The sequence below is a fragment of the Spirulina subsalsa CS-330 genome, assembly GCF_028330765.1.
GTDB classification, from domain to species: domain Bacteria; phylum Cyanobacteriota; class Cyanobacteriia; order Cyanobacteriales; family Spirulinaceae; genus Spirulina; species Spirulina subsalsa_A.
The window spans coordinates 1-20,987 of sequence record NZ_JAQMTY010000096.1 but is presented as its reverse complement, the minus strand read 5'-3'; the positions used below and the strand labels follow the sequence as shown (position 1 = coordinate 20,987).

The window sequence follows — 20,987 nt, the reverse complement described above, 5'->3', positions numbered from 1 at the left end:
TGAGTCTTGGAGAGTCATTCAAGGCAGGAGATAAGGATTACCCTGCTGAGGGATAATCTGTCGCCATAGGTCATAACATTGCTACAGCTTGTTCAGAAATCATCATATCCAGATCAGAAGCCCCTCGCCCGATGGGAGAGGGGTTTGGGGTGAGGGTAATGCCTGAACAAGCGCGAAAACTCCCGTAACAGAATGGGGATCAATATTCACATAACTTTAATTATGAATACAGAGGGTGATGGGATTCTGTTACAAAACGAAAACCTACTCGCTTTTCGGAATGCTGCATCTTAGGATAAATTTAGACGACACATCCTCAATGTCTGCCGTTTGCCTAGCGTTGTATTCTGCTTCAATGTTCATCCTTATCCGGCGATGGTTCGCGATTGATTAGTCATGGAAAATCTGCAAACCGAGCGCACCGTTGCTCCAACCCCACTGTCTCAGATGAGTGACTGGGATCAACCCCATTGGAGTGCCTCCCATCAACTCTTCCAAAATATTTTTGCGGCGATCCATCATACCCAATCAATCCCCACCTTGTTCGCTGATGTTGTGACCGATGTGCGGGCCTTTTTTAAGGTGGATCGGGTGGGGGTTTTTCAGTTTGAACCCAGTTGGGATGGCCATGGTGTGTTTATGGCTGAATCGGTTGATCCCGATTGGACTCCTGGGCTGTTGGTGACGGTGCAGGATTCCTATTTCGGTCATCATTTGATGCAGCGGTATGCCCAGGGGATGATTAGCGCGATCGCAGATGTAGAAGCCGCCGGCCTCAGTGCCTGTCACCTCGAAATGTTGCGCCATTTCCAAATTCGCGCCCAATTGGTCGTCCCCCTCTACCAAAATGGCCAACTGTGGGGATTGTTCGGCGTTTATCACTGTCGAGGGGAGCGATCATGGACGCAAGAGGAAATTGAACTCACCGAACAACTCGCCCAAATCCTCAGCCTTGCCCTCGAAAACCACCAGCACCAACAGCAACTCCAGGCCCAAACGGAACAACTGGCCGGAACGATGGAGCGGGAACGCACCCTCGCCACCACCGTCGATAAAATTCGCCGCTCCCTCGATATCCAGACCATTTTTGAAACCACCACCCAAGAAACTCGCCAACTGTTGACCGTCGAGCGATCGGTGATTTATCGCTTTGCCCCGGATTGGAGTGGTCATATTGTGGCGGAATCCATGGCCCCGGAATGGCGATCGCTCCTCCAATCCCATCCCCTGATCGCCGACACCTATCTCCAAGAAACCGCCGGCGGCCGCTACCGCGACAACGAACCCTCCGTGATCCACGACATCTACAAAGCCGGATATTCCGACTGTCACGTTGAACTGATCGAACAACTGCAAGCCCGCGCCTACATCATTGTCCCCATCTTCCAATCCCTCAAACTCTGGGGTCTCCTCGCCGTCTATCAAAACTCCACCCCTCGGCAGTGGCAACCCTACGAAGTCGAACTTCTCACCCAAATCAGCATGCAATTGGGCATTGCCCTCCAACAGGCCGAACTCCTCGACACCACCCGCACCCAAGCCGCCGATCTCGCCCTCGCCATCAAAGAACTCCAACAAACCCAAACCCACCTGATCCAAAATGAAAAGATGGCCAGCTTGGGGCAACTTGTCGCCGGGGTCGCCCATGAAATTAACAACCCCGTCAATTTCATTTTTGGCAACCTCACCTACATTGACAACTACACTCAAGATTTACTCGATCTGATTCGGCTCTATCAAGAGTATTACCTCGTCCCCCCCCAGGCGATCCAAGAGCGCACCGAGGAGATTGATTTAGACTTTGTTGCTGAAGACTTGCCGAAAATTCTGGATTCAATGCGGATGGGCACAGAGCGCATCCGGCAAATTGTGCTGTCCCTGCGGACGTTTTCCCGCCTGGATGAGTCTCAGATGAAAGCCATCGATATCCATGAGGGGATTGACAGCACGTTGCTCATTTTGCAGCATCGCTTAAAGGGGAAAACGAGCCATCAACCCATTCACCTCGACAAACACTATGGAACCTTGCCCCTCGTTGAATGCTATGGGGCGCAGTTGAATCAGGTCTTCATGAATATTTTGAGTAATGCCATGGATGCCTTAGAAGAACGGGCGAAGGGCGATCCAGCATTTCAACCCCGCTTAACCATTGCCACTGCCCAACAGGAGCAGATGATCCACATCTGCATTCGGGACAATGGCAATGGTATTCCGAGGAATGCCCAAAACCAGATTTTTGATCCGTTTTTCACCACGAAACCGATTGGGAAAGGCACGGGTCTGGGGCTATCGATTAGCTATCAGATTGTGGTGGATCGTCACCATGGCAAGATTGAGATTGATTCTCAACTGGGGCAGGGGACGGAGTTTCGGATTACCATTCCCCATCGTCACCCTCTACTGCACCCCACTCCTTCGGCTTCACCGATCTTCACTGCCAAAGCGCTCAACACACCGCACAAATAATTCCACACCCATGCAAAGAACGCTTTCATCAAAGTCAAATTGGGGATGATGGTGGGGATAGTGCCAACCTTGGGCGGGGTTTGCTGAGCCGAGGAAGAAATAACAACCGGGTACGGCTTGGAGGAAGAAGGACATGTCTTCGCCGCCCATGGTTTGGCAATCGGGCATGATGCCGAGGTCGGGTTCGATCACGTCGGCGGCGACGGAGCGCACGAGTTCGGCCATGGCGGTATCGTTGATCACGGGGGGATACAGTTGCCAATAGTTGAGGTCGTAGGTGGCTCCGTGGCTTTGGCAGATGCCGTCGATGATGGTGTCGATGCGATCGCCAATCGTTCCCTCTAGGTCGGCGTTGAAATAGCGCACGGTTCCACTGAGGCGGGCTGTATCGGCGATAACGTTGGGGGCTGTGCCGGCCTGAAATTCGCCCACGGTCACCACCGCAGCATCGAGGGGCTTGATCGTGCGGGAGACAATGGTTTGGAGGGCATTGACGACCTGGGAACCGACGACAACGGCATCAATGGTTTGGTCGGGCATTGCACCATGGCCGCCTTTGCCCAAAATCGTGCAGCGAAAACATTCCACCGCCGCCATTAATGGCCCGCCACGAACGCCCACCGTCCCCAAGGGTAGGTTATTCCAAATGTGCAACCCGATGATCCCGTCCACGTCCGGATTCTGCAATACGCCGGCTTCGATCATCGGTTTTGCCCCTCCGATACTTTCTTCGGCGGGCTGGAAAATGAATTTCACCGTGCCGCAAAAGGTATCTCGATGCTGGGCGAGGTAGTAGGCCGTACCGAGGGCGATCGCTACATGGCCATCATGGCCGCAGGCGTGCATCTTGCCCTCCTGTTGGGAACGATAGGGGACATCATTCGCTTCTTGGATGGGGAGTGCATCCATATCCGCCCGAATGGCGAGGACGGGGCCGGGATTGGAACTGGCGATCGTGGCGACGACCCCAGTTTCCGCAATACCCGTTTGATGATCAATACCCCAGGCGGTGAGCTTTGCCGCGATCAGGGTGGCGGTTTGGCGTTCATCAAAGGCGAGTTCTGGCTGCTGATGAATCTGCCGCCGCCATTGCACGAGGTCTCGTTGCAAGTTGCGAATGTCAAGGCGCACCTTAGATAGATCCAGGCTGGGTGCGATCGGAAATGTGGAAACCATAACGCTATCAAGAAATGAGAAATGAGCAACTAAAACGGATGCAGACGATTAACCACTGCCACGGTTTGATCTTAATGGGTGTCGCTGTAGTAGCGATCGCACTGGATCAGACTGTGCAATAACACATTCGCCCCCTGCACACATTCTTCGGGGGAGGTGTATTCAAACTCGGAATGGCTCAATCCGTTTTCGCTCGGCACAAAAATCATGCCCATATCGGTAATGACGGCGAGTTCTTGGGCATCGTGGCTGGCACGGCTGGGGAGGTAGGTGTAGGACAGGTCGAGGGCTTGGCTGGCGGTGGCGATGATCTCCTGGAGGTGGGGTTCAGCTAGGGCGGGTTCGTTGCGCAAACGCCGTTCAAAGCGGATTTTGGTGTTGGTGGCGATCGCAATTTCCTGCACATGCAAATCCAACTGTTCCAAGAGGCGATCGATGTGCAAACTGGACAGATCGCGAATATCCAAGCTCATTTCCACCCGACCCGGAACCACATTCACCGCATTGGGAAACACCTGCATTTGCCCCACCGTGGCCACCTGCTGCCCTGGTGTATTCGCCACCTCATGCACCGCCAACACCACCCGCGACGCGGCCACGAGCGCATCACAGCGCATATACATCGGCGTAGTTCCGGCGTGGTTTTCTTGCCCTTCGACGCTGATCTGATAGCGGCGTTGCCCGACAATCCCCTCAATCACGCCGATCGCTTTGCCCATGGACTCCAGAATCGGCCCTTGTTCCACATGAAGTTCAATAAACGCGGCAATCTCTCCCGGTTGGCGTTCCGCTTGGGCGATCAAGTCCCAATTGCCCCCCACCCGCGCTAGACAGTCCTGAATCGATTCGCCATCGGGACGGCGGTAATAGTCAGGATCGGGAAACACCCGCCCGGATATCCCTTTGCTGCCGATCATGCTGCTTTCTTCGTCGGTGAAGACAATCACCTCTAGGGGATGGCGCAGATGGAGGTGGCGGTCATGGAGCGATCGCACCACCTCCAGCCCCGCCAACACCCCAAACGCCCCGTCATACCGCCCCCCGCAGGGAACCGTATCAATATGCGATCCCGTCGCCAACACCGGCAGATGATCCTGCTGACCCGGATAGCGGCCGATCACATTGCCCGCCGGATCAATGCGCAGGGTCATCCCCGCTTGGGTCATCTGGTTCTGTACCCAATGGCGGGCTTGACAATCTTCGGGGCTATAGGCAATGCGGCGCACCCCACCTTGGGGTAAACGGCCAACATTTGCCAGATCATCAATACTTTGGAGCAGGCGATCGCAATTCACCAAGGGCAAACTCATGCGGGGTGTGGTCGTCATAACAAGAAGTGAGGGGGTAGATGAATAATGGAACCAATCAGTCAGGATAAACATCGCCATCAAGCGCCCATCCTATCGGGTGAACCAACACAACGCCGCCAGCCGTTTCAAGGGATCTGAAGGTCAAACTGGCATGGAGCGATCGCGCATGGCAAGATCACCAAAAGCCTCAACCCCTTGCTAACACAGGTTCAGCAACCCAGGCAGCCTCAAACCCTTCCCCAGAATCACGGCCCGATCAACGCTTTAAACATCAATTCCCCTAGACGTTGAACCGAAAACAGCCCACCCGATAACGTTTGGCTCTTCCTCTAGCCTACGCTGTTTTGCGAGTTCCAGGGAGTAGCCTAAGTTACGCTCAAAAGTTTCTCTAAAAATTCCCCCGTCAGCTTGCCAAAGGCCCGCGATCCCGATGAATTAGGAGTACTTAAAACCGCTGGTGTAAAGCCATCAACAGCCTTTGCCACATTCACATCCATCGGAATTGTGGTATCAAACAGATAGTTGGGTTCAAAATCCTGTTTAATGCGTTGCATCACTTGACTATAATAGCGTCCACTAAATAACCCGCCCGACAGGATAAACACAATCCCTAACAAGTTAGCGGTCAAGGTTGGATCATATTGCGCTTTGAGCTTTGCAATGCGTTGTTGAAGCAGTTGAATCCCCACCAGAGAAAGAGGCTCAGGACGAGCAGGTAAAAGATAGAAATTACTAGCAACGATCGCACTCCGCGTCAAAAGATTATACCCCGGCGCACAGTCGATCAAAATATAGTCATACTGATCGCGAATGGGTTCTAAAATTGACTGCATAAGCTTCTCTTCAAACTGTACCCACACTTCAGCAAACTTTTGCGAATCTGCTGCTTCGGCGGTGCGTTTATACAAGGTTTCCGCCACAATATATTCGTCGTACAGTTCAATATCACCCGGCAATAAATCCAACCCCGGCAGATCACAGACCGATTTTAAAATCATGTCCGGGGTAGAAAATTTACGGACAATGTAGGGGCGAATGACTTTATCAATGAGGTAACTCAGCGTGCGGCGGCCGCGTCGTAATTTCCCGAAGTCTTGCGGGGATAGGACGCTCAAGGTGGCACTAATTTGGGAGTCTAAATCAACAATTAAGACCCGTTTTTGATGGTCACGCACCAAGCAGGTGGCGAGGTTAACGGTGAGGGTCGTTTTGCCGACACCGCCTTTCATATTAATGGTGCTAAATACAAGGGTCATGGCGTAAAGGCAGAGATAGAAAGGCAGAAGGGGAGGGAGGCAAGGGGCTTAAGCCCCTTGTTCACCTAGAGTTAGGCGGACTTTATTCCGGCAAAAAAACGGATTGCTTGAACCTCTAGCACTGTACCGGAATCTGTTTGGGGTTGGGGTTATTTTTTGCCGCGCACGGTTTTGGCGAGTTTTTGGAGAAATTCGGCGGTGAGTTTGCGAAAGGCACGAGCGCCGGGGGCTTTGGGGTTGTTGATCACGACGGGCTGATAGTCTTCGACGGCTTTGGCCACATCGACGTTTTGGGGGATTTCGGTGGCGAAAATGTTGGCGGGGCCAAATTCGGCTTCAAGGCGGTGCTTGACTTTGAGTTCCATGTTGCTGGCTTGGCCGCGGGCGGTGTAGGCGAGGCCGATCATTTTGATTTTGGTGCGATCGCAGTCTCGCAACTGTTTAATCCGACTTTCCAACAAACCAATCCCCACCACCGATAGGGGTTCAGCGCGGGCCGGAATCAGGTAGAGATGACTGGCGAGGACGGCACTGCGGGTGATCAGGTTATCGCCGGGGGGGAAGTCAATTAAAATCACGTCATAGTTGCGAATCACCGGTTTGAGGATCATCCGCATTAGGTAGTTTTCGACGCGATTCCAGGTTTTTTCGTAATTCTGCTGGTTAGCGATCGCCTTCGTATTGATCAACGCCGACAGTAAATAATCATCAAACAGTTCCACATCCCCCGCCAAAATATCCAACCCCGGCACACCACAAACATCACGATAAATCACCTCCTGAATTCTCAACGGCTGGCCAATATCGGCTTGAATAGTTTGATTCACCAGGGTTTTGAGGGTGCGCCGTTCTTTTTTGAGCCTGGCAAAGTCCAGGGGGGACATCACACTCAAGGTGGCGTTTACTTGGGTATCGAGGTCAACGATCAACACCCGTTTTTGATAATCCCGCGCTAAACAGGTCGCTATGTTGACCGTGACCGTGGTTTTACCCACGCCCCCTTTCATATTGACGATTGAAACAACATATCCCATGGGTATTGGTGTGGCAGATGGCGTGGGTGAAACGGAACGACCGCAATGAAATCATGCTCATCTTGGCACAATCTCTCGCCGGATGGATAGTCCTGTGGCAGAGGGTTACGGTCAAGACAATTAGGGTGAGGACGGCTCGCGCAGCTTGGCACGGTTGAGCATCACGGTATTGGCTGAATAAAGGGCAAGGGCGGCCCAAATACAGCCGAAGGTGATGCCGTGGGTGGTGGTGAAGGGTTCTCGGTAGAGAAAGACCCCGATGCTTAATTGTAGGGTGGGGGCGAGGTATTGATAAAAGCCGAGGCTGACGAGGGGCAGGCGTTTGGCGGCGTTGTTGAACCACAGCAGCGGCATGGAGGTGACGATTCCGGCTCCGATAAAGGCGAGGGTGATGCCTGGGGTAGCGGTGAAATGTCCCAGGCCCCGTAGTTCCCAGACCCCCACTAAAATCAGCAACAGGGGCGCGATCATCAGGGTTTCCACGGCGAGACCCACCAACGGCGCGATCGCAATCATTTTTCGCAGCAATCCATACAAGGCAAAGGAAAAGGCTAACCCCAAGGCAATCCAAGGCACTTGCCCCAAATCTTGAATGAAGATCACCACCCCCGCCCCGGCCAAACTCACTGCGACCCACTGCACCCAATTCAGGCGTTCTCGCAACACCACCAACCCCAGCAGCATGGTGACGAGGGGGCAGATGTAATAGCCGAGGCTGGTTTCGACGACGCGATCGCTGTTCACGCCATAGATATAGATGCCCCAATTAAACGCGAGTAAACTGGTGGTGATGAATAGGCCGAGGAGTTGGCGGCGCGATCGCAACACCTGCCGCAATTCTGGCCAGCGTCGCTGCACCGTCAAAATACTCAGCAAAAACACCATCGACCAAATCATCCGATGGCTCAACACCTCCACCGCCGGAATCACCCCAAACAATTTCCAATAGATCGGCAGCAGTCCCCAAGCTCCGTAGGCGAAGACAGCATAGAGAACCCCCGTCACAGTGGTTGAAGCGGGTGTTTGGTTCATAAAGATTCAGATCGCATCGTGCGTGTTGATGTTTAGTCTTAGGGGGTAGACAAGCCCGCCAAGATTCCTCTTGTTACGGTAGTCTACTTCGTTAAGCCATGTTCGAGGGCGTAGCGGACGAGTTCGGTGCGGCTGTTTGTGCCGGTTTTACTGAACAGCCGACTGACGTATTTTTCCACGTTGCGGACGCTGGTTTCGAGATGGCTGGCGATTTCTTTATTCATTAAGCCTTGGGCAACGAGGTCTAAGACACTTTGCTCGCGGGGGGTGAGGTCGATATGGATGGGCGATGGGGATTGGGTGATGCCGGGGCGTTGATCGAGCATGCCTTTGATGCTGGCGAGTTCGCGGGCGATCGCTTCTAATTTCGCGCTGTCCCCTTGGCTCGCTTCGGCCACGGCTCGCCGCGCCAGCAGGTTTCTCACCATCGCCAGCAATTCATCCGGCTCGAAGGGTTTGGGCAAATAGGCATCACACCCGGCTTGGTAGCCTTGAATGCGATCGCTCGTCATCCCCCGCGCCGTCAAAAAAATCACGGGCAAATTCTTAAAGCGGTCATCCTCACGCAGTTGCTGCAAAAACTGATAGCCATCCACCTGGGGCATCATCAAGTCAGAAATCACCAAATCAAAGGTTTCTTTTTCCAACATCACCCAAGCCTCGGCCGCGCTAGCCACCGCTGTCACCGCAAATTCTTCGTCATCTTCGAGATAAATCTGTACGGCCTCGCGCAGGCCCGGTTCATCATCGACCAGTAGGAGTTTAGGAATATCGGTCATAGTCACAGGAGCAGAGGATAAGTCAGACGTGTTCAGGATCATTTAAGCGTGATCCTTTTACTGTAGCAGTTGGGTTTGGGATTTTAGAGGCTGGGGAGCGAATTGGCGGTGAATTGGCCATGAGGCGATCGTCCTCGACTGGCCCAGATCAGGTTTGCTTGGTTTTCGGCAGGGGGTGTGGCACACTTTTTGAAACAATGGATTGGGTAGACTATGGAACTGCGGATTGGTTGGCTTTATCCCACCTTGATGAGCACCTATGGCGATCGCGGCAATGTGATCTGTCTGCAACAGCGTTGCCAATGGCGCAACATTGAGATTGCGATCGTCCGTCTGGATCAAAACGCCACCCCGGAGCAGTTCGATCAAGTGGATGTGATCGTCGGGGGCGGAGCGCAGGATCGGCAGCAGGAAATTGTGATGCGCGATCTGCAAGGGGAAAAGGCGGCAAAGTTGCGATCGCAACTCGACAACGGCATCCCCGGTGTCTTCACCTGTGGATCACCGCAACTCCTCGGCAAGTATTATGAACCCGGCATCGGTCAACGCATCGACGGCCTCGGATTGCTCGATCTCGTCACCAAGCATCCCGGCTTGAATACGCCTCGGTGTATCGGCAATGTTGCCTTTGAATTAGTCTCCCCTGAATTAGTTGCCGCCCTTGAACCCCTCTGGCCCGAAGCGCCGATCGTAGTGGGGTTTGAAAACCATGGCGGCCGTACCTATTTAGGCGAGACTCAACCCCTCGGCAAAGTGATGATTGGCTACGGCAACAATGGCGAAGATGGCTGGGAAGGGGCATTGCATCGCCATGCGATCGCCACCTATTCCCACGGCCCCCTCTTGCCCAAAAATCCCTTCCTCGCCGACTGGCTCATCCAAACCGCCCTGCTGCAAAAATACGATCGCCAGGTGACGTTGCAGAAACTCGATGACTCCCTTGCAATTCAGGCAAGAGCCGCCATGTTTAAACGATTAGAGTTATCCAGTCTGCTCAAGACAGCGTAAACTAGGGGCAAGGGGCAATTGCCTCTATTGCACTTTCGCACTAGATGAGAATCATGGCTGGACAGGCAATTGATCGAGGCACTACGGGAATTTTGATCCTGATTATTCCGTTTGCATTGTTTGTTGTCTTTCTCTACTCCGCCTGGCCGATTCTGCTTGCCATTGTTGCCCTCAGTCTTGCGTTGCGGCTTTGGCAACAATATCAATGGAAAGTCTTGGGCGATCGCATCAATCCCGCCTTTAATGCCCTCCTCAAAGAAAATAAAGGCTGCCTCACAGCGGTTGATCTTTCCCTCCGTTGCGATCTTGCCCTCAACACCGCCCAACAATTCCTCGAACATCGCGCCAACGAATACGGAGCACAGCGCAAAGTCGTCCCAGAGCGCGGCACACTTTACTATTTCCTCACCGCCAGTGCCTTGGGCGCAATCTTTGACACCAGCACCCCAGCCAGCGATCCCGAAGCCCTCACCCCGGAAGAACTCACCCCCAGCGATCCCCTCCCCCAAAAAGCCCTCATCCAAGCGGAACTCGCCAAACGCCTTGATGTCCATTCCGGAACCCTCACCAAGCGAAAATCCGATAGCAGCTTCTCCGACTGGAGCCGCGACAAAGACCCCGACGGCATTGCCTGGCAATACGCCGCCAAACAAAAACTCTTTATCCCCCTCACCAACGCGGAGTGAGTGAATTAACTGGGGGTGAGGGTTAGCGATCGCCCACAGCCATGCCCTCCTGTTGGCCAAAAATAGCCGACGGGTGGCAATAGTATTTGAACTCTAGAAGATTATAAAAAGGGTCTTCGAGGAAAAAGGTACGGTGTTCCGTGACCTTGCCAGGAAAGCGGCGTTTCTCCGATTCCCGAAACTGGAGATTGTGGGTTTTGGCGCGATCGAGGGTGGCTTCCCAATCGGCTTCATCGGGGAAAATGAGGCCAAAATGACGGGGATAGATGCCTTTTTGGGGAGTTAGGGGATCGAGGGTGACATGGGCTACCACTTGATGATCCCAGAAATTAAGGATCATCGCTTGGGGGGATTCGCGCCCAACTGTGCAGCCGAGACCCTCCACATAGAACGTTTTAGCCTGGTCAATGTTGTTAATGGGGATCGCCAAGTGAAATAAAGATGCGGTCATAGCGTTCGAGGTGGATCTTGAAAATGAATCTAGCCTAACAAGTTTGGGGCCAGTGGTTGACGCTCGGAGGCTAGATTATCCTGTCGGGATTGCCTGGGTGAGGGCATGGTTTGCCGGGGCGATCGCTGCTCTATGTCAAATTTTCGTAACATTAAGCCAGCGAATGAAGGGAAATTGTTAGATTAGATACAGAATTGTTTGTGGAGGAAGAGAAATGCAGTTATCTTATCGTGGCGTCATTTATAAGCCTCAACATACGACAGTGGATGTTAAAGAAGGTGAAGTTGCCGGACAATATCGTGGTGCTCCTTGGCGTGTTCATCGCTATAGTCAATGCCCTCACTCCCTACAGCAGGATCACGAATTGATCTATCGCGGCATTCATTATAAACATTAGACTGTTTGACGATGTGGGTCAGGGTGGCATCATTTTCCCATCGTTTTCAACACATTAAAACTTTTTTTAGCAATCACGGGTTTAAATCACTATGCAGCTTTGTTATCGTGGCGTTCAGCACAATTACCATCCCCTTTCCTTAGAGGTGAGTGAAAGCGAGTTGAGCGGGAAATACCGCAGTCAAGCGTATCATTTACGCTATCCGCGCCATGTTCCCGCTCTAGAACCCAAGTCTAATTTATGCTATCGCGGCGTGACCTATCAGCGCTGCCCGGAAATTCAAACCGAGGTCAAAATCAAGGCGCAACTGGCGGCGATCGCTCGCTCGTGCCACTGCTCTTCGTCCCAAAGCAATGCACCCAAGGCCCAAAACGCTTTTTCTGCTGTTCACTTCAACAACATCAAACAGGATTTAGAGCGACGGATTCAAGTGGCACAAAACCGTGGCGATGATTCCCTCGTCTCGCTACTCCAACAGGAATCAGAACAGCTTGCATCTTAACTAAAGATGTCAATCCGTCTGATTGCTGCCGTTGACTCTAGAGCCCAGCTTGTCTGGGCTTTTATTCTGGGCCATATGTTCTAGGGGCATGACACAGGTTAATCGGTGGGTGACGGCGATCGCTCCGGTTAGGCGAGGCCGTTGGTGAGGGAGTCGGTGAGGTATTGGGCGGTGGATTCAACAAGGGCGATCGCATTTTCGTAGAGCATCCGCGTGGGGCCAATTAACCCCACACTCCCCACGGGGGTTGTGCCATGGGAATATTGGGCAGAAATGAGGGTGCAACTGTTGAGGGGTTCGAGGGAGTTTTCCGAGCCGATGCGCACCGTTACCCGCTGCGGGGTGGGGGCTGGCGCGGTGAACATGAGGGGAAAGAGTTGCTCTTGTTCTTTTTCCAGAAGATGGAGGAGAGCTTGAATCTGCTGCACTTCGGAAAACTCCGGTTGGCGCAGGGCTTCGGCGAACCCGTGGATCAAGATGGGCATCACCGTCGGGGTTTGACAACGGCGCAGAACTTCGGTTAACACCTGCTGCACGAGGTTGCTATAACGGCGAAACTCTTCGCCGAGTTCTTGCCAGTTGACCTGTTGGAGGGTGGCGAGGGCTTGGCCGCGCAGTTTTTGGTTGAGGAAGTTGGAGAGGATTTGGAGTTCATCTTCGATCGCCCAATCGTCATCGTCGGCGATCGCCTCTAACCCCAGCAGCGTTTCCAAATCCAGCAGCACCGATTGGGTTTGGTAGGCATCGGTGACGATAATTAACATCCCTTGGGTGTCGTTAATCGGCAACACCTGAAGATGCTGGATGGTTTGGTTGGTGTTTTGGGGCAGGGTGATCAGGGCAATATAGCCGCTGAGGGTGGCGAGAATCTGCGCAGCCCGTTGGAGAATCTGTTCGAGGTGATAGGTTTGCCAGTCCAGTTTTTGCTGATAGAGGGTGCGGAGGTGCTGGCCCGACAAATCATTAAGGGTGATCAATTGATCCACATAGACCCGATAGCCTGAATCCGAGGGGACGCGCCCGGCGGAGGTGTGGGGTTGATAGAGCAAGCCCACCTTTTCGAGGCGACCCATGGTATTGCGAATCGTGGCGGAACTGACTTGAAAATCGTACTCGTCAGCTAACGCTTTGGAGCCGACCGGTTCGGCGGTAGCAACATACCGCCGCACCGTTGCCCACAGGATATGTTGTTGTCGCTCACTGAGTTGATCGTGACCTGGCATAGTCAAAGTCTTGGGAGATTAAAAAAAATTATTATTCGGTGAAGCTACGGATGAGAGGGGATGGATCAGTAGCGAGCGATCGTCGGATCGACGAGGTCGGCATAGGCATCAATGCCGCCTCTTATATTTGTAACATTTGTAAACCCTTGGCTCCGTAACCATTGGCACATTTGCGCCGAGCGCATGCCGTGGTGGCACAGGACATAGGTTTCAGCATGGGGATCAAGGGTTTGGGGGAGCGTCATCGACCATTGGGTAAAGGTGCTGAGGGGGAAAACCTTAAAATTAGGCAGGCTCGCCACTTCGATTTCTTCGGTTTCTCGCACGTCAATGAGTTGGAGCGTATCATCGCCTGCGGCGAGACGCTGGGCCAGATCGGTGACGGAAATACTCGGAAGGGGGTCAGAATGGCTGTGCATGGGAGAGTCAAAATTGTAGAGAATATTAAACGCGCAATGACGAATGATAGCTGATGTCGATTCGTCCATTCTATCGGGATCAGGGTCAAGGAGTATGGTCGGTAAACGGGGAATAATGGTTGGATTGGGCGTGGTGGGGCTGCTGTTGGCCGATCGCGGTATTGCTCTGATCGCGCAAATTCTGTGGTTTGAAGAGGTGGGTTACCAGGCGGCGTTTTGGACGCGGATGCAGACTCAGGTGCTGCTTTGGGTGGTGGTGAGTGGGCTTTCGGCGCTGTTTTATTTTAAAAATTTGGCGGGGTGCGATCGCCACCAATACCCCCACCCCGCGCCGGTGGACAATCGCCCCCTGTGCCCGCTGCCCCTTCCCCCCAAGTCCCAATCCCTGTCCCTGCGCTGGTTGTTGCCGATTACGGTGGGCTTGGCGGTGTTCTTGGGCTGGATGACGGTGCAGTATGCCTACGTGGCGTTTCAATACGGGTGGCTGGGGTCATCGGTTCCCACCCTGACCCCGGATCTGCCGCCGACCCTGAGTTGGCGATCGCTGATTGCCCTGTTCGCTCCCGATCACAGTCGGCTCTGGCTGGTGGTGGCCGCGATCGCCGTGGGCATCATCGTGCGGGTGCAGTGGATGGTGCGGGGCTTGGGGCTTTTGGTGGTGGTGCTATGGGGCTATTTAGCCACCAACCATTGGACGCGCCTCCTCACCTGGCAGGCCGCCACCCCGTTTTATGAGCGTGACCCCCTCTTCAACCTGGACATTAGTTTTTATCTCTTTCGCCTGCCGGTGATTGAATTGGTGTCCCTCTGGTTTGCTGGGTTGGCGCTTGTGACCCTGATCGCCTGCCTGCTGGTTTATCTCCTGTCCGGTGATAGCCTGTCCCAAGGACGGTTTCCGGGCTTTTCCCCGCCCCAATTGCGCCATCTTTACCGGTTGGGTGGGGTGATGATGGGTGCGATCGCCCTTCAGCACGTTGTCACCTGTTTTCAGCGCGTCTACTCCACCCGGGGCGCAGTCTACGGCGCAGGCTACACCGACGTAAACCTCCAACTCCCCTGGGAAATCGGCCTCGGCTGTATCGCCCTCGGCATCGGGGTCGGGCTGATCTGGCAATCCACCTCCCGCCGCCGTCCCCGCGACTGTCGCCTCCTCACCGTCGGCCGCAACATCATCATCCTCTACCTGATTCCCTCCCTCATCGGCCTCACCCTCAGTAGCACCATGCAACGCTTCAACGTTCAGCCCAACGAACTCGAACGAGAAACCCCCTACCTCACCCGCAGCATCGCCGCCACCCGGAACGCCTTCGGCCTCGATCGCATCGATGCCCAAACCTTCGACCCCCAAGACACCCTCAGCCTCGCCCAAATCGAAGCCAACCCCCCCACCATCGACAACATCCGCCTCTGGGACACCCGCCCCCTCCTCCAAGCCAACCGCCAACTCCAGGAAATCCGCCTCTACTACAGTTTTAACGATGCCGACATCGATCGCTACACCATTCAACGCTATCTTGACGACGGCAGCACCCAAACCCAAACCCAACAGATGATCATCGCCCCCCGTGAACTGGACTACGACAAAGTCGAAGGCGTGACCAAAACCTGGGTGAACGAGCATTTGGTCTACACCCACGGCTACGGGTTCACCCTGTCGCCGGTGAATCGCGTCGGGGAAGGGGGGCTACCGGCCTACGATGTGCAGGATATTGGCACGGAAGCCGATGCGGGGCAGCTACAAATCGCGGATGACCTCGTGCCGGGGAGTATTCCCCTCGGTCGGCCGCGGATTTACTTTGGCGAACTGACCCACACCCATATTCTGACCTCCACGAAGGTGCAGGAATTTGACTTTCCCAGCGGGGCGGACAATGTGCTGAATACCTACGATGGTAAAGGGGGAATCGCCTTAGATTCCCTGTGGCGGCGTTGGGTGTTTGCGGCCTATTTGCGGGATTGGCCCATGCTGTTTACGGAAAACTTCACGCCGGAAACGCGGCTGTTGTTCCGCCGCACGATTACCCGCCGCTTGCAGGAAATTGCGCCGTTTTTGCGCTATGACAGTGATCCCTATTTAGTCGTGGCGAATGTGGAGGATCAGCCGGAGACATCGGGGGAGGGGAATTATTTGTATTGGATGATCGATGCCTATACGACGAGCGATCGCTACCCCTACTCCGATCCCGGCGAGAACCCCTACAACTACATTCGCAACTCCGTGAAAGTCGTCGTCGATGCCTATAACGGCGATGTCACCTTCTACATCGCTGACCCCACCGATCCAATCATTCAAACCTGGCATAAGATTTTCCCCCACCTTTTCCGCTCCCTAGAACAGATGCCGCCCGCGTTGCGATCGCACCTCCGCTACCCCGCCGACCTCTTCAACACCCAATCCGAACGCCTCCTCACCTACCACATGCGCGAACCCCGCGTCTTCTACAACCGCGAAGACCAATGGGCCATCCCCCAAGAAATCTACGCCGACACCACCCAACCCGTGGAATCCTATCACCTGATCATGCGGCTCCCCACCGCCAACAACGCCGAATTTGTCCTCCTCCATCCCTACTCCCCCGTCGCCCGCCCCAACCTAATCGCCTGGCTTGCCGCCCGCTCCGACGGCGACAACTACGGCAAACTCCTCCTCTACCAATTCCCCAAACAAAAACTCGTCTTCGGCGTTTCCCAAATCGAAGCCCTGATCAACCAAGACCCCGAAATCTCCCAACAAATCTCCCTCTGGAATACCCAAGGCTCCCAAGCCGTCCAAGGCAACCTCCTCGTCATCCCCATCGAAGATGCGCTACTCTATGTCGAACCCCTCTACCTCGAAGCCGAACAAAACAGCGTCCCCACCCTCGCCCGCGTCATCGTCGCCTACGACAACACCATCGTCATGGCCAAAACCCTCGACCAAGCCCTCCAAGAACTCTTCACCCCCTCCCCCACCCCCGACACCCCAGAAGTGATCCGCCGCTCCGTCGATACCCCCGCCGAACTCCTCACCCCAATCCCCTCTACCCCAGACCCCTCCCCCACCGTTACCCCATGACAATTCGCTGGATTGTGAAAAAAAGCCGCGTCCTCCTCTCGGTGTATTACGCCTATATGGTGGAATATCGCGCCGAACTACTGTTTTGGATGTTGTCAGGTTCGTTGCCGTTGATCTTAATGGGGGTCTGGATTGAAGCGGCAGGGACGGGACAATTTGGGCTAACCAGTGTGGAGTTTGCCCGTTATTTTGTAACGGTGTTTTTGGTGCGGCAATTTACCCTGGTGTGGGTGGTGTGGGAATTTGAAAAAGAAGTGGTACAGGGAAAACTCTCATTACGGCTGCTGCAACCCATTGATCCCGTGTGGCATCATGTGGCGGGTCATCTCTCGGAACGGGTGGCGCGGCTGCCGTTTTTGTTGATTTTAATTGGGCTAATTTATGCCTTGTCTCCCCAGGTATTTGTGTGGCCGGGGTGGGCGGCGGTGCTGTGGGGTGTGGCAGCAACGCTGGCGGCGTTTTTGTTACGTTTTTTGCTGCAATATTCCCTAGCAATGATGGCATTTTGGACAGAGCGGGCCAGCGCCTTAGAGCAGTTTTTCTTTTTGTTCTACCTGTTTTTATCGGGATATATTGCGCCGCTGAATGTGTTTCCGGAATCGATCCTGGCGATCGTGCAATGGACACCGTTTCCCTATGTCCTCTATTTTCCGGCAGCGATTTTCGTCGGGTTCCCGGTGGATCTCGGACGGGGCTTTTTAACGATCGCCCTCTGGTGCATCGGCCTCTTTTTCGTCAATCGTATCCTCTGGCGGCGCGGGCTGAAACAGTATTCCGGCATGGGGGCTTAGAAAGACTGCACCCCATGTATCAAGCGACCTGAAGTGTTCTCGGCTGAGGAATCACGGCATCGTCTTCCTGCCACGCTTCTAAGTACATTTCAATCACTTCTTCACCGTTTCGGATCGCTTCGACGCGGGTTTTTCCATGGGTACAAGGCATCACAACAAGATCAGAAAACTCTGGAATGGTCACTAAAAAAAGCTGATCTTCATCAGACCATTGAACAATCATGCTATATCTATTCATAAATCTCTATCCTCTTTTAGTTCTTCTATAAAAATCCCAAATATTTTATGGGCAGGCAAGGGGCTTAAGCCCCTTGTCAATAGGATTTCAAGACTTACAATTAATTGAGAATTGCTATAGTTCAGTTAGTTGCTTGTCTAGGTAGATCGGCACATCATCCCCATCCTTTCCTGAAATTATTCTGGACATTATCTAAGTTTCGTTAGGCGATCGCTTTTTCAAAAATACGATAGGTCTTAGCAATGGTGCTGCCCGTCACCTCGATTAAATGGCGCGAGGGGTGGTTATCTTCCCAGACAAAAGAATGCTCGGCCGTTTGATAGGGTTTTCCTGGTTTTGTGCCCTGTTCCATTAACAAGTGAACGAGCGCGAGCGGCACAGCTTTACGGCGATATTCCGGGAGGGCGGTAATGGCGATCACACGGGCGCGATCGATCTGGCGGCGGAACCAGAGAAACTTGAGAATTCCCAACCAATTCAACTTGCCATCCACCCGTTTTAAGGCGATGTTATAATCCGGCAGTGCCATACAAAACCCGATCATTTTGCCCTGATCTTCCGCAACGGGAAAAATATCCGGATCAACCAAGGTTTTGAGATCCTGGGCCTCGTCCCAAAACTCGTCCCAGGTGCGCGGGCTTGAACTCCAATTATTCGCAAACATCGTTGTAAAAAGGTCGTACAAGGTACGGCAATCTTGCTCGAAGGCTTCCCCTTTGGTGTGTAAATTGCGGAAGGTAATGCCGGATTTTAGGGCGATCTGATACGATCGCTCAAAGCGAGAATCGAGGGGTTTGCTCAAGTCCATCGTATAGGCATAGGCATCCTTCGCCGTTTCCCAGCCCAATTTTGTCATCAAGTCGATGTAGTAGGGGGGATTGTAGGGGGTGAGGATGTGGGGAGCATCGGTAAACCCATCAGCCAGAAAAAGACAGCTATTATGGGTGGAAAAATCGATGGGGCCACGGATGCGGGTGATGGCGCGATCGCGCAGCCACTGTTCCGCCGCCGTGAATAATTGCGCCGCCACATCGTCATCTTCAATCACCTCAAAAAAACCAAACAGCCCGATTTGCTCCCCTTCCCGCTCGATCAAACGGCGATTAATCGACGGCATAATACGCCCCACCGGTTCACCATCCTTAATCGCCACAAAGGGCTGCATTTCCCCATAGGTGAGAAACGCATTCTCTAGGCTAAATTGTTTGCGCACCCCGCTGTCCAACGGTCGCACCCAATGGGGATCATCCCGATACACTTGCAAGGGCACTGCAAAAAATTGCTCGAATTGTTCAGGGGTTTGCACCGGAAAAATTTCAATAGCTGTCATGGTTGTGATTGGGTAAAAACGCCGCTTAAAAATAAAGTGAATGCTTAAAATTGGGACTACAATAACACGGGTTTTCGCTATCCTGACCCAAAAAGTTCAAAAGAAGTCGGTACACTAGAGAACGCTGCCGCTTTCTCGATTTTCCTAGTTTATGAACTTTCTCACTAATCTGTTTTCCCCTGGTCAAGCCCTGCCGCCCCTCCGTCGTACCCGGCGCGGCATTGAATTGAAATCCGACGTTGAAATTGAACGGATGCGCGAATCAAGCCGGATTGTGGCGAAGGTGTTGCAAGGGATTGCCGATCGCGTCCAACCGGGGATGACCACCGCCGATCTCGATGCCTACGCCGAGGAGCAGATTCGCGCCGAGGGAGCTACGCCAAGTTTTAAGGGCTATCATGGGTTTCCGGCTTCGATCTGTGCCTGTTTAAATGATCAGGTGGTGCATGGGATTCCCAGCCGGAAGGCGGTGATTCGTAACGGGGATCTGCTCAAGGTAGATACGGGGGCGTTTAAGGATGGCTACCATGGCGATTCCTGTATCACGATCGCAGTCGGTCGCGTTAAACCGGCTCGACTGAAGTTGATGCAGGTGGCAGAAAAAGCCCTCTATCAAGGCATCGCCCAGGTGAAACCGGGGAATCGACTGCTAGATATTGCCGGGGCGATCGAAGATTATGTTAAACCCTACGGCTACAGCATTGTGGATGATTTCACGGGTCATGGGGTGGGGCGCAATTTGCACGAGCCGCCGGCGGTGTTCCATGCTCGCACCGATGAACTGCCGAACGAGGTGCTCAAGCCGGGGATGACGTTAGCGATTGAACCGATTATTAATGCGGGGTCGAAGGTGACGCGGACATTGCGCGATCGCTGGATGGTGGTCACGGCAGATCAAAAATGTTCCGCCCAGTTTGAACATACGGTACTCGTCACCGCCGATGGCCATGAAATTTTGAGCGATCGCACCCCCTTCCGCCGTTAACCGCCCCAGGTCTTGCACCCTCACCCCATTGGATGGGCTTTCTCTAGGGTTGACGGTTGAGGAATTCTCTGTTTTTGGCTGAAGTACACAGTCTCAATCCAGAGTTCTCGTGCTTCGTTGATATTCGCTAATGCTTCTTCTAACGTATCGCCTTGGGTGATACATCCCGGCAAGTCCGGTATTAAGACTGTATATCCTTCGTCATCTTCTGGATAGATCGACATGGGATATTTCAGTGCTAAATAATAGTCCAAGCTATTGTGATTAATGGGCTTACTGTCCATGATTTTGCCAGTTTTCTAGATCTAAGAGTTGGACAATGACTTTAACATAGGTTCGAGAAACGAGTTTTCCTCCTTTTTTGGGAACGACAATGACTTGCCCGGCTGCATTTTCAAACGTGTGATGACTCCCCTTAGCACGAACTTCCACGTAGCCAAAATGGTTGAGAAGAGCACAAACCTCACGAAAGCGAACCTGTGGCGGTAATGCTAAAAATTTAGCAACTAATTTATTGAACTGACTCATGCTCTATAGCAATCCTATTTGATTCATGAACAGGCAAGGGGCTTTAGCCCCTTGTTGATGAGGAGATAAGATCTCCGATTGATTTAGGATCGCTATATCCTACATAATGTCACAAACACAAGGCACGCTCATTCGGATGTGCTGTCTGTATCTTGACATACTCCCCCACTAAACCCTACGGGCTAGAGTGGGAGATTCTGAACAGCCAGTTACCTGACCATTTATCCACTCAAACAACGAGAGTTGCAGAGGGTTGCTAGGCTCAACGACTAACGCCATTGATTTATCCTGATTTCTCAAATCTGTTAATTCAGATTTAGC

The 20,987-nt window shown here is 53.2% G+C and carries 21 protein-coding genes; 8 read left to right on the top strand and 13 right to left on the bottom strand.

What is annotated here, in order from left to right:
* The first annotated feature begins 396 nt into the window (after positions 1-396).
* Complete coding sequence (locus PN477_RS06460; protein WP_272115976.1) at positions 397-2,466, top strand: GAF domain-containing sensor histidine kinase; 2,070 nt, start codon at positions 397-399, stop codon at positions 2,464-2,466.
* On the opposite strand, the gene PN477_RS06455 is transcribed toward PN477_RS06460, so the two are convergent.
* The 6 genes from PN477_RS06455 to PN477_RS06430 all read right to left on the bottom strand — a co-directional run bounded on the left by PN477_RS06455 (position 2,422) and on the right by PN477_RS06430 (position 9,053).
* A complete protein-coding gene (locus PN477_RS06455) occupies positions 2,422-3,642 on the bottom strand; it encodes a M20 metallopeptidase family protein (RefSeq protein WP_272115978.1) in 1,221 nt (406 codons plus the stop codon). The genes PN477_RS06460 and PN477_RS06455 overlap by 45 nt on opposite strands.
* 71 nt (positions 3,643-3,713) lie before the next feature.
* A complete protein-coding gene (locus PN477_RS06450) occupies positions 3,714-4,970 on the bottom strand; it encodes a Zn-dependent hydrolase (RefSeq protein ID WP_272115980.1) in 1,257 nt (418 codons plus the stop codon).
* A gap of 347 nt (positions 4,971-5,317) precedes the next feature.
* Positions 5,318-6,208 carry a ParA family protein gene (locus tag PN477_RS06445; RefSeq protein ID WP_272115982.1) on the bottom strand — a complete coding sequence of 297 codons (891 nt, stop codon included), beginning with the start codon at positions 6,206-6,208 and terminating at the stop codon, positions 5,318-5,320.
* Between the two features lie 149 nt (positions 6,209-6,357).
* Positions 6,358-7,242 (bottom strand): ParA family protein, encoded by an 885-nt coding sequence (locus PN477_RS06440; protein ID WP_272115984.1) that lies wholly within the window; start codon positions 7,240-7,242, stop codon positions 6,358-6,360.
* Between the two features lie 120 nt (positions 7,243-7,362).
* Positions 7,363-8,274 (bottom strand): EamA family transporter RarD, encoded by a 912-nt coding sequence (rarD, locus tag PN477_RS06435; protein ID WP_272115986.1) that lies wholly within the window; start codon positions 8,272-8,274, stop codon positions 7,363-7,365.
* A gap of 83 nt (positions 8,275-8,357) precedes the next feature.
* Positions 8,358-9,053, bottom strand: coding sequence for a response regulator transcription factor (locus PN477_RS06430; protein WP_272115988.1), 696 nt, complete (start codon positions 9,051-9,053; stop codon positions 8,358-8,360).
* Between the two features lie 213 nt (positions 9,054-9,266).
* Here PN477_RS06430 and PN477_RS06425 point away from each other — a divergent pair, with 213 nt between their 5' ends.
* Both PN477_RS06425 and PN477_RS06420 read left to right on the top strand, forming a co-directional pair.
* Positions 9,267-10,061, top strand: coding sequence for a type 1 glutamine amidotransferase (locus tag PN477_RS06425; protein WP_272115990.1), 795 nt, complete (start codon positions 9,267-9,269; stop codon positions 10,059-10,061).
* A gap of 53 nt (positions 10,062-10,114) precedes the next feature.
* Positions 10,115-10,747, top strand: coding sequence for a hypothetical protein (locus tag PN477_RS06420; RefSeq protein WP_272115992.1), 633 nt, complete (start codon positions 10,115-10,117; stop codon positions 10,745-10,747).
* Between the two features lie 22 nt (positions 10,748-10,769).
* On the opposite strand, the gene PN477_RS06415 is transcribed toward PN477_RS06420, so the two are convergent.
* Positions 10,770-11,198: a VOC family protein gene (locus PN477_RS06415; RefSeq protein ID WP_272115994.1), complete on the bottom strand. Its 429-nt coding sequence runs from the start codon at positions 11,196-11,198 to the stop codon at positions 10,770-10,772.
* 214 nt (positions 11,199-11,412) lie between these two features.
* Between PN477_RS06415 and PN477_RS06410 the strand changes: the two genes are divergently transcribed.
* The gene (locus tag PN477_RS06410) at positions 11,413-11,595 is read left to right on the top strand and encodes a DUF4278 domain-containing protein (protein ID WP_272115996.1); all 183 of its coding nucleotides are present in this window, start codon (positions 11,413-11,415) and stop codon (positions 11,593-11,595) included.
* A gap of 91 nt (positions 11,596-11,686) precedes the next feature.
* Positions 11,687-12,097: a DUF4278 domain-containing protein gene (locus tag PN477_RS06405; RefSeq protein WP_272115998.1), complete on the top strand. Its 411-nt coding sequence runs from the start codon at positions 11,687-11,689 to the stop codon at positions 12,095-12,097.
* Positions 12,098-12,225: 128 nt separating this feature from the next.
* On the opposite strand, the gene hrcA is transcribed toward PN477_RS06405, so the two are convergent.
* Both hrcA and PN477_RS06395 read right to left on the bottom strand, forming a co-directional pair.
* Positions 12,226-13,320, bottom strand: coding sequence for a heat-inducible transcriptional repressor HrcA (hrcA, locus tag PN477_RS06400; RefSeq protein ID WP_272116000.1), 1,095 nt, complete (start codon positions 13,318-13,320; stop codon positions 12,226-12,228).
* A gap of 65 nt (positions 13,321-13,385) precedes the next feature.
* Positions 13,386-13,739, bottom strand: a complete 354-nt coding sequence (locus PN477_RS06395; protein WP_272116001.1) for a rhodanese-like domain-containing protein — start codon at positions 13,737-13,739, stop codon at positions 13,386-13,388.
* 115 nt (positions 13,740-13,854) lie between these two features.
* Here PN477_RS06395 and PN477_RS06390 point away from each other — a divergent pair, with 115 nt between their 5' ends.
* A complete protein-coding gene (locus tag PN477_RS06390; protein WP_272116003.1) occupies positions 13,855-16,794 on the top strand; it encodes a UPF0182 family protein in 2,940 nt (979 codons plus the stop codon).
* The gene (locus PN477_RS06385) at positions 16,791-17,585 is read left to right on the top strand and encodes an ABC transporter permease (RefSeq protein WP_272116005.1); all 795 of its coding nucleotides are present in this window, start codon (positions 16,791-16,793) and stop codon (positions 17,583-17,585) included. The genes PN477_RS06390 and PN477_RS06385 overlap by 4 nt, the downstream gene beginning before the upstream one ends.
* Positions 17,586-17,604: 19 nt before the next feature.
* On the opposite strand, the gene PN477_RS06380 is transcribed toward PN477_RS06385, so the two are convergent.
* Positions 17,605-17,823 carry a type II toxin-antitoxin system HicB family antitoxin gene (locus tag PN477_RS06380; RefSeq protein WP_417158762.1) on the bottom strand — a complete coding sequence of 73 codons (219 nt, stop codon included), beginning with the start codon at positions 17,821-17,823 and terminating at the stop codon, positions 17,605-17,607.
* Positions 17,824-18,025: 202 nt separating this feature from the next.
* Positions 18,026-19,153, bottom strand: a complete 1,128-nt coding sequence (locus PN477_RS06375; protein WP_272116009.1) for a GNAT family N-acetyltransferase — start codon at positions 19,151-19,153, stop codon at positions 18,026-18,028.
* Positions 19,154-19,304: 151 nt separating this feature from the next.
* Between PN477_RS06375 and map the strand changes: the two genes are divergently transcribed.
* The gene (gene map / locus PN477_RS06370) at positions 19,305-20,138 is read left to right on the top strand and encodes a type I methionyl aminopeptidase (RefSeq protein ID WP_272116012.1); all 834 of its coding nucleotides are present in this window, start codon (positions 19,305-19,307) and stop codon (positions 20,136-20,138) included.
* Positions 20,139-20,158: 20 nt separating this feature from the next.
* Here the strand turns inward: map and PN477_RS06365 are convergent, their stop codons facing one another.
* Positions 20,159-20,422: a type II toxin-antitoxin system HicB family antitoxin gene (locus PN477_RS06365; protein WP_417158761.1), complete on the bottom strand. Its 264-nt coding sequence runs from the start codon at positions 20,420-20,422 to the stop codon at positions 20,159-20,161.
* A complete protein-coding gene (locus tag PN477_RS06360) occupies positions 20,412-20,666 on the bottom strand; it encodes a type II toxin-antitoxin system HicA family toxin (RefSeq protein WP_272116015.1) in 255 nt (84 codons plus the stop codon). The genes PN477_RS06365 and PN477_RS06360 overlap by 11 nt, the downstream gene beginning before the upstream one ends.
* Between the last annotated feature and the right edge of the window lie 321 nt (positions 20,667-20,987).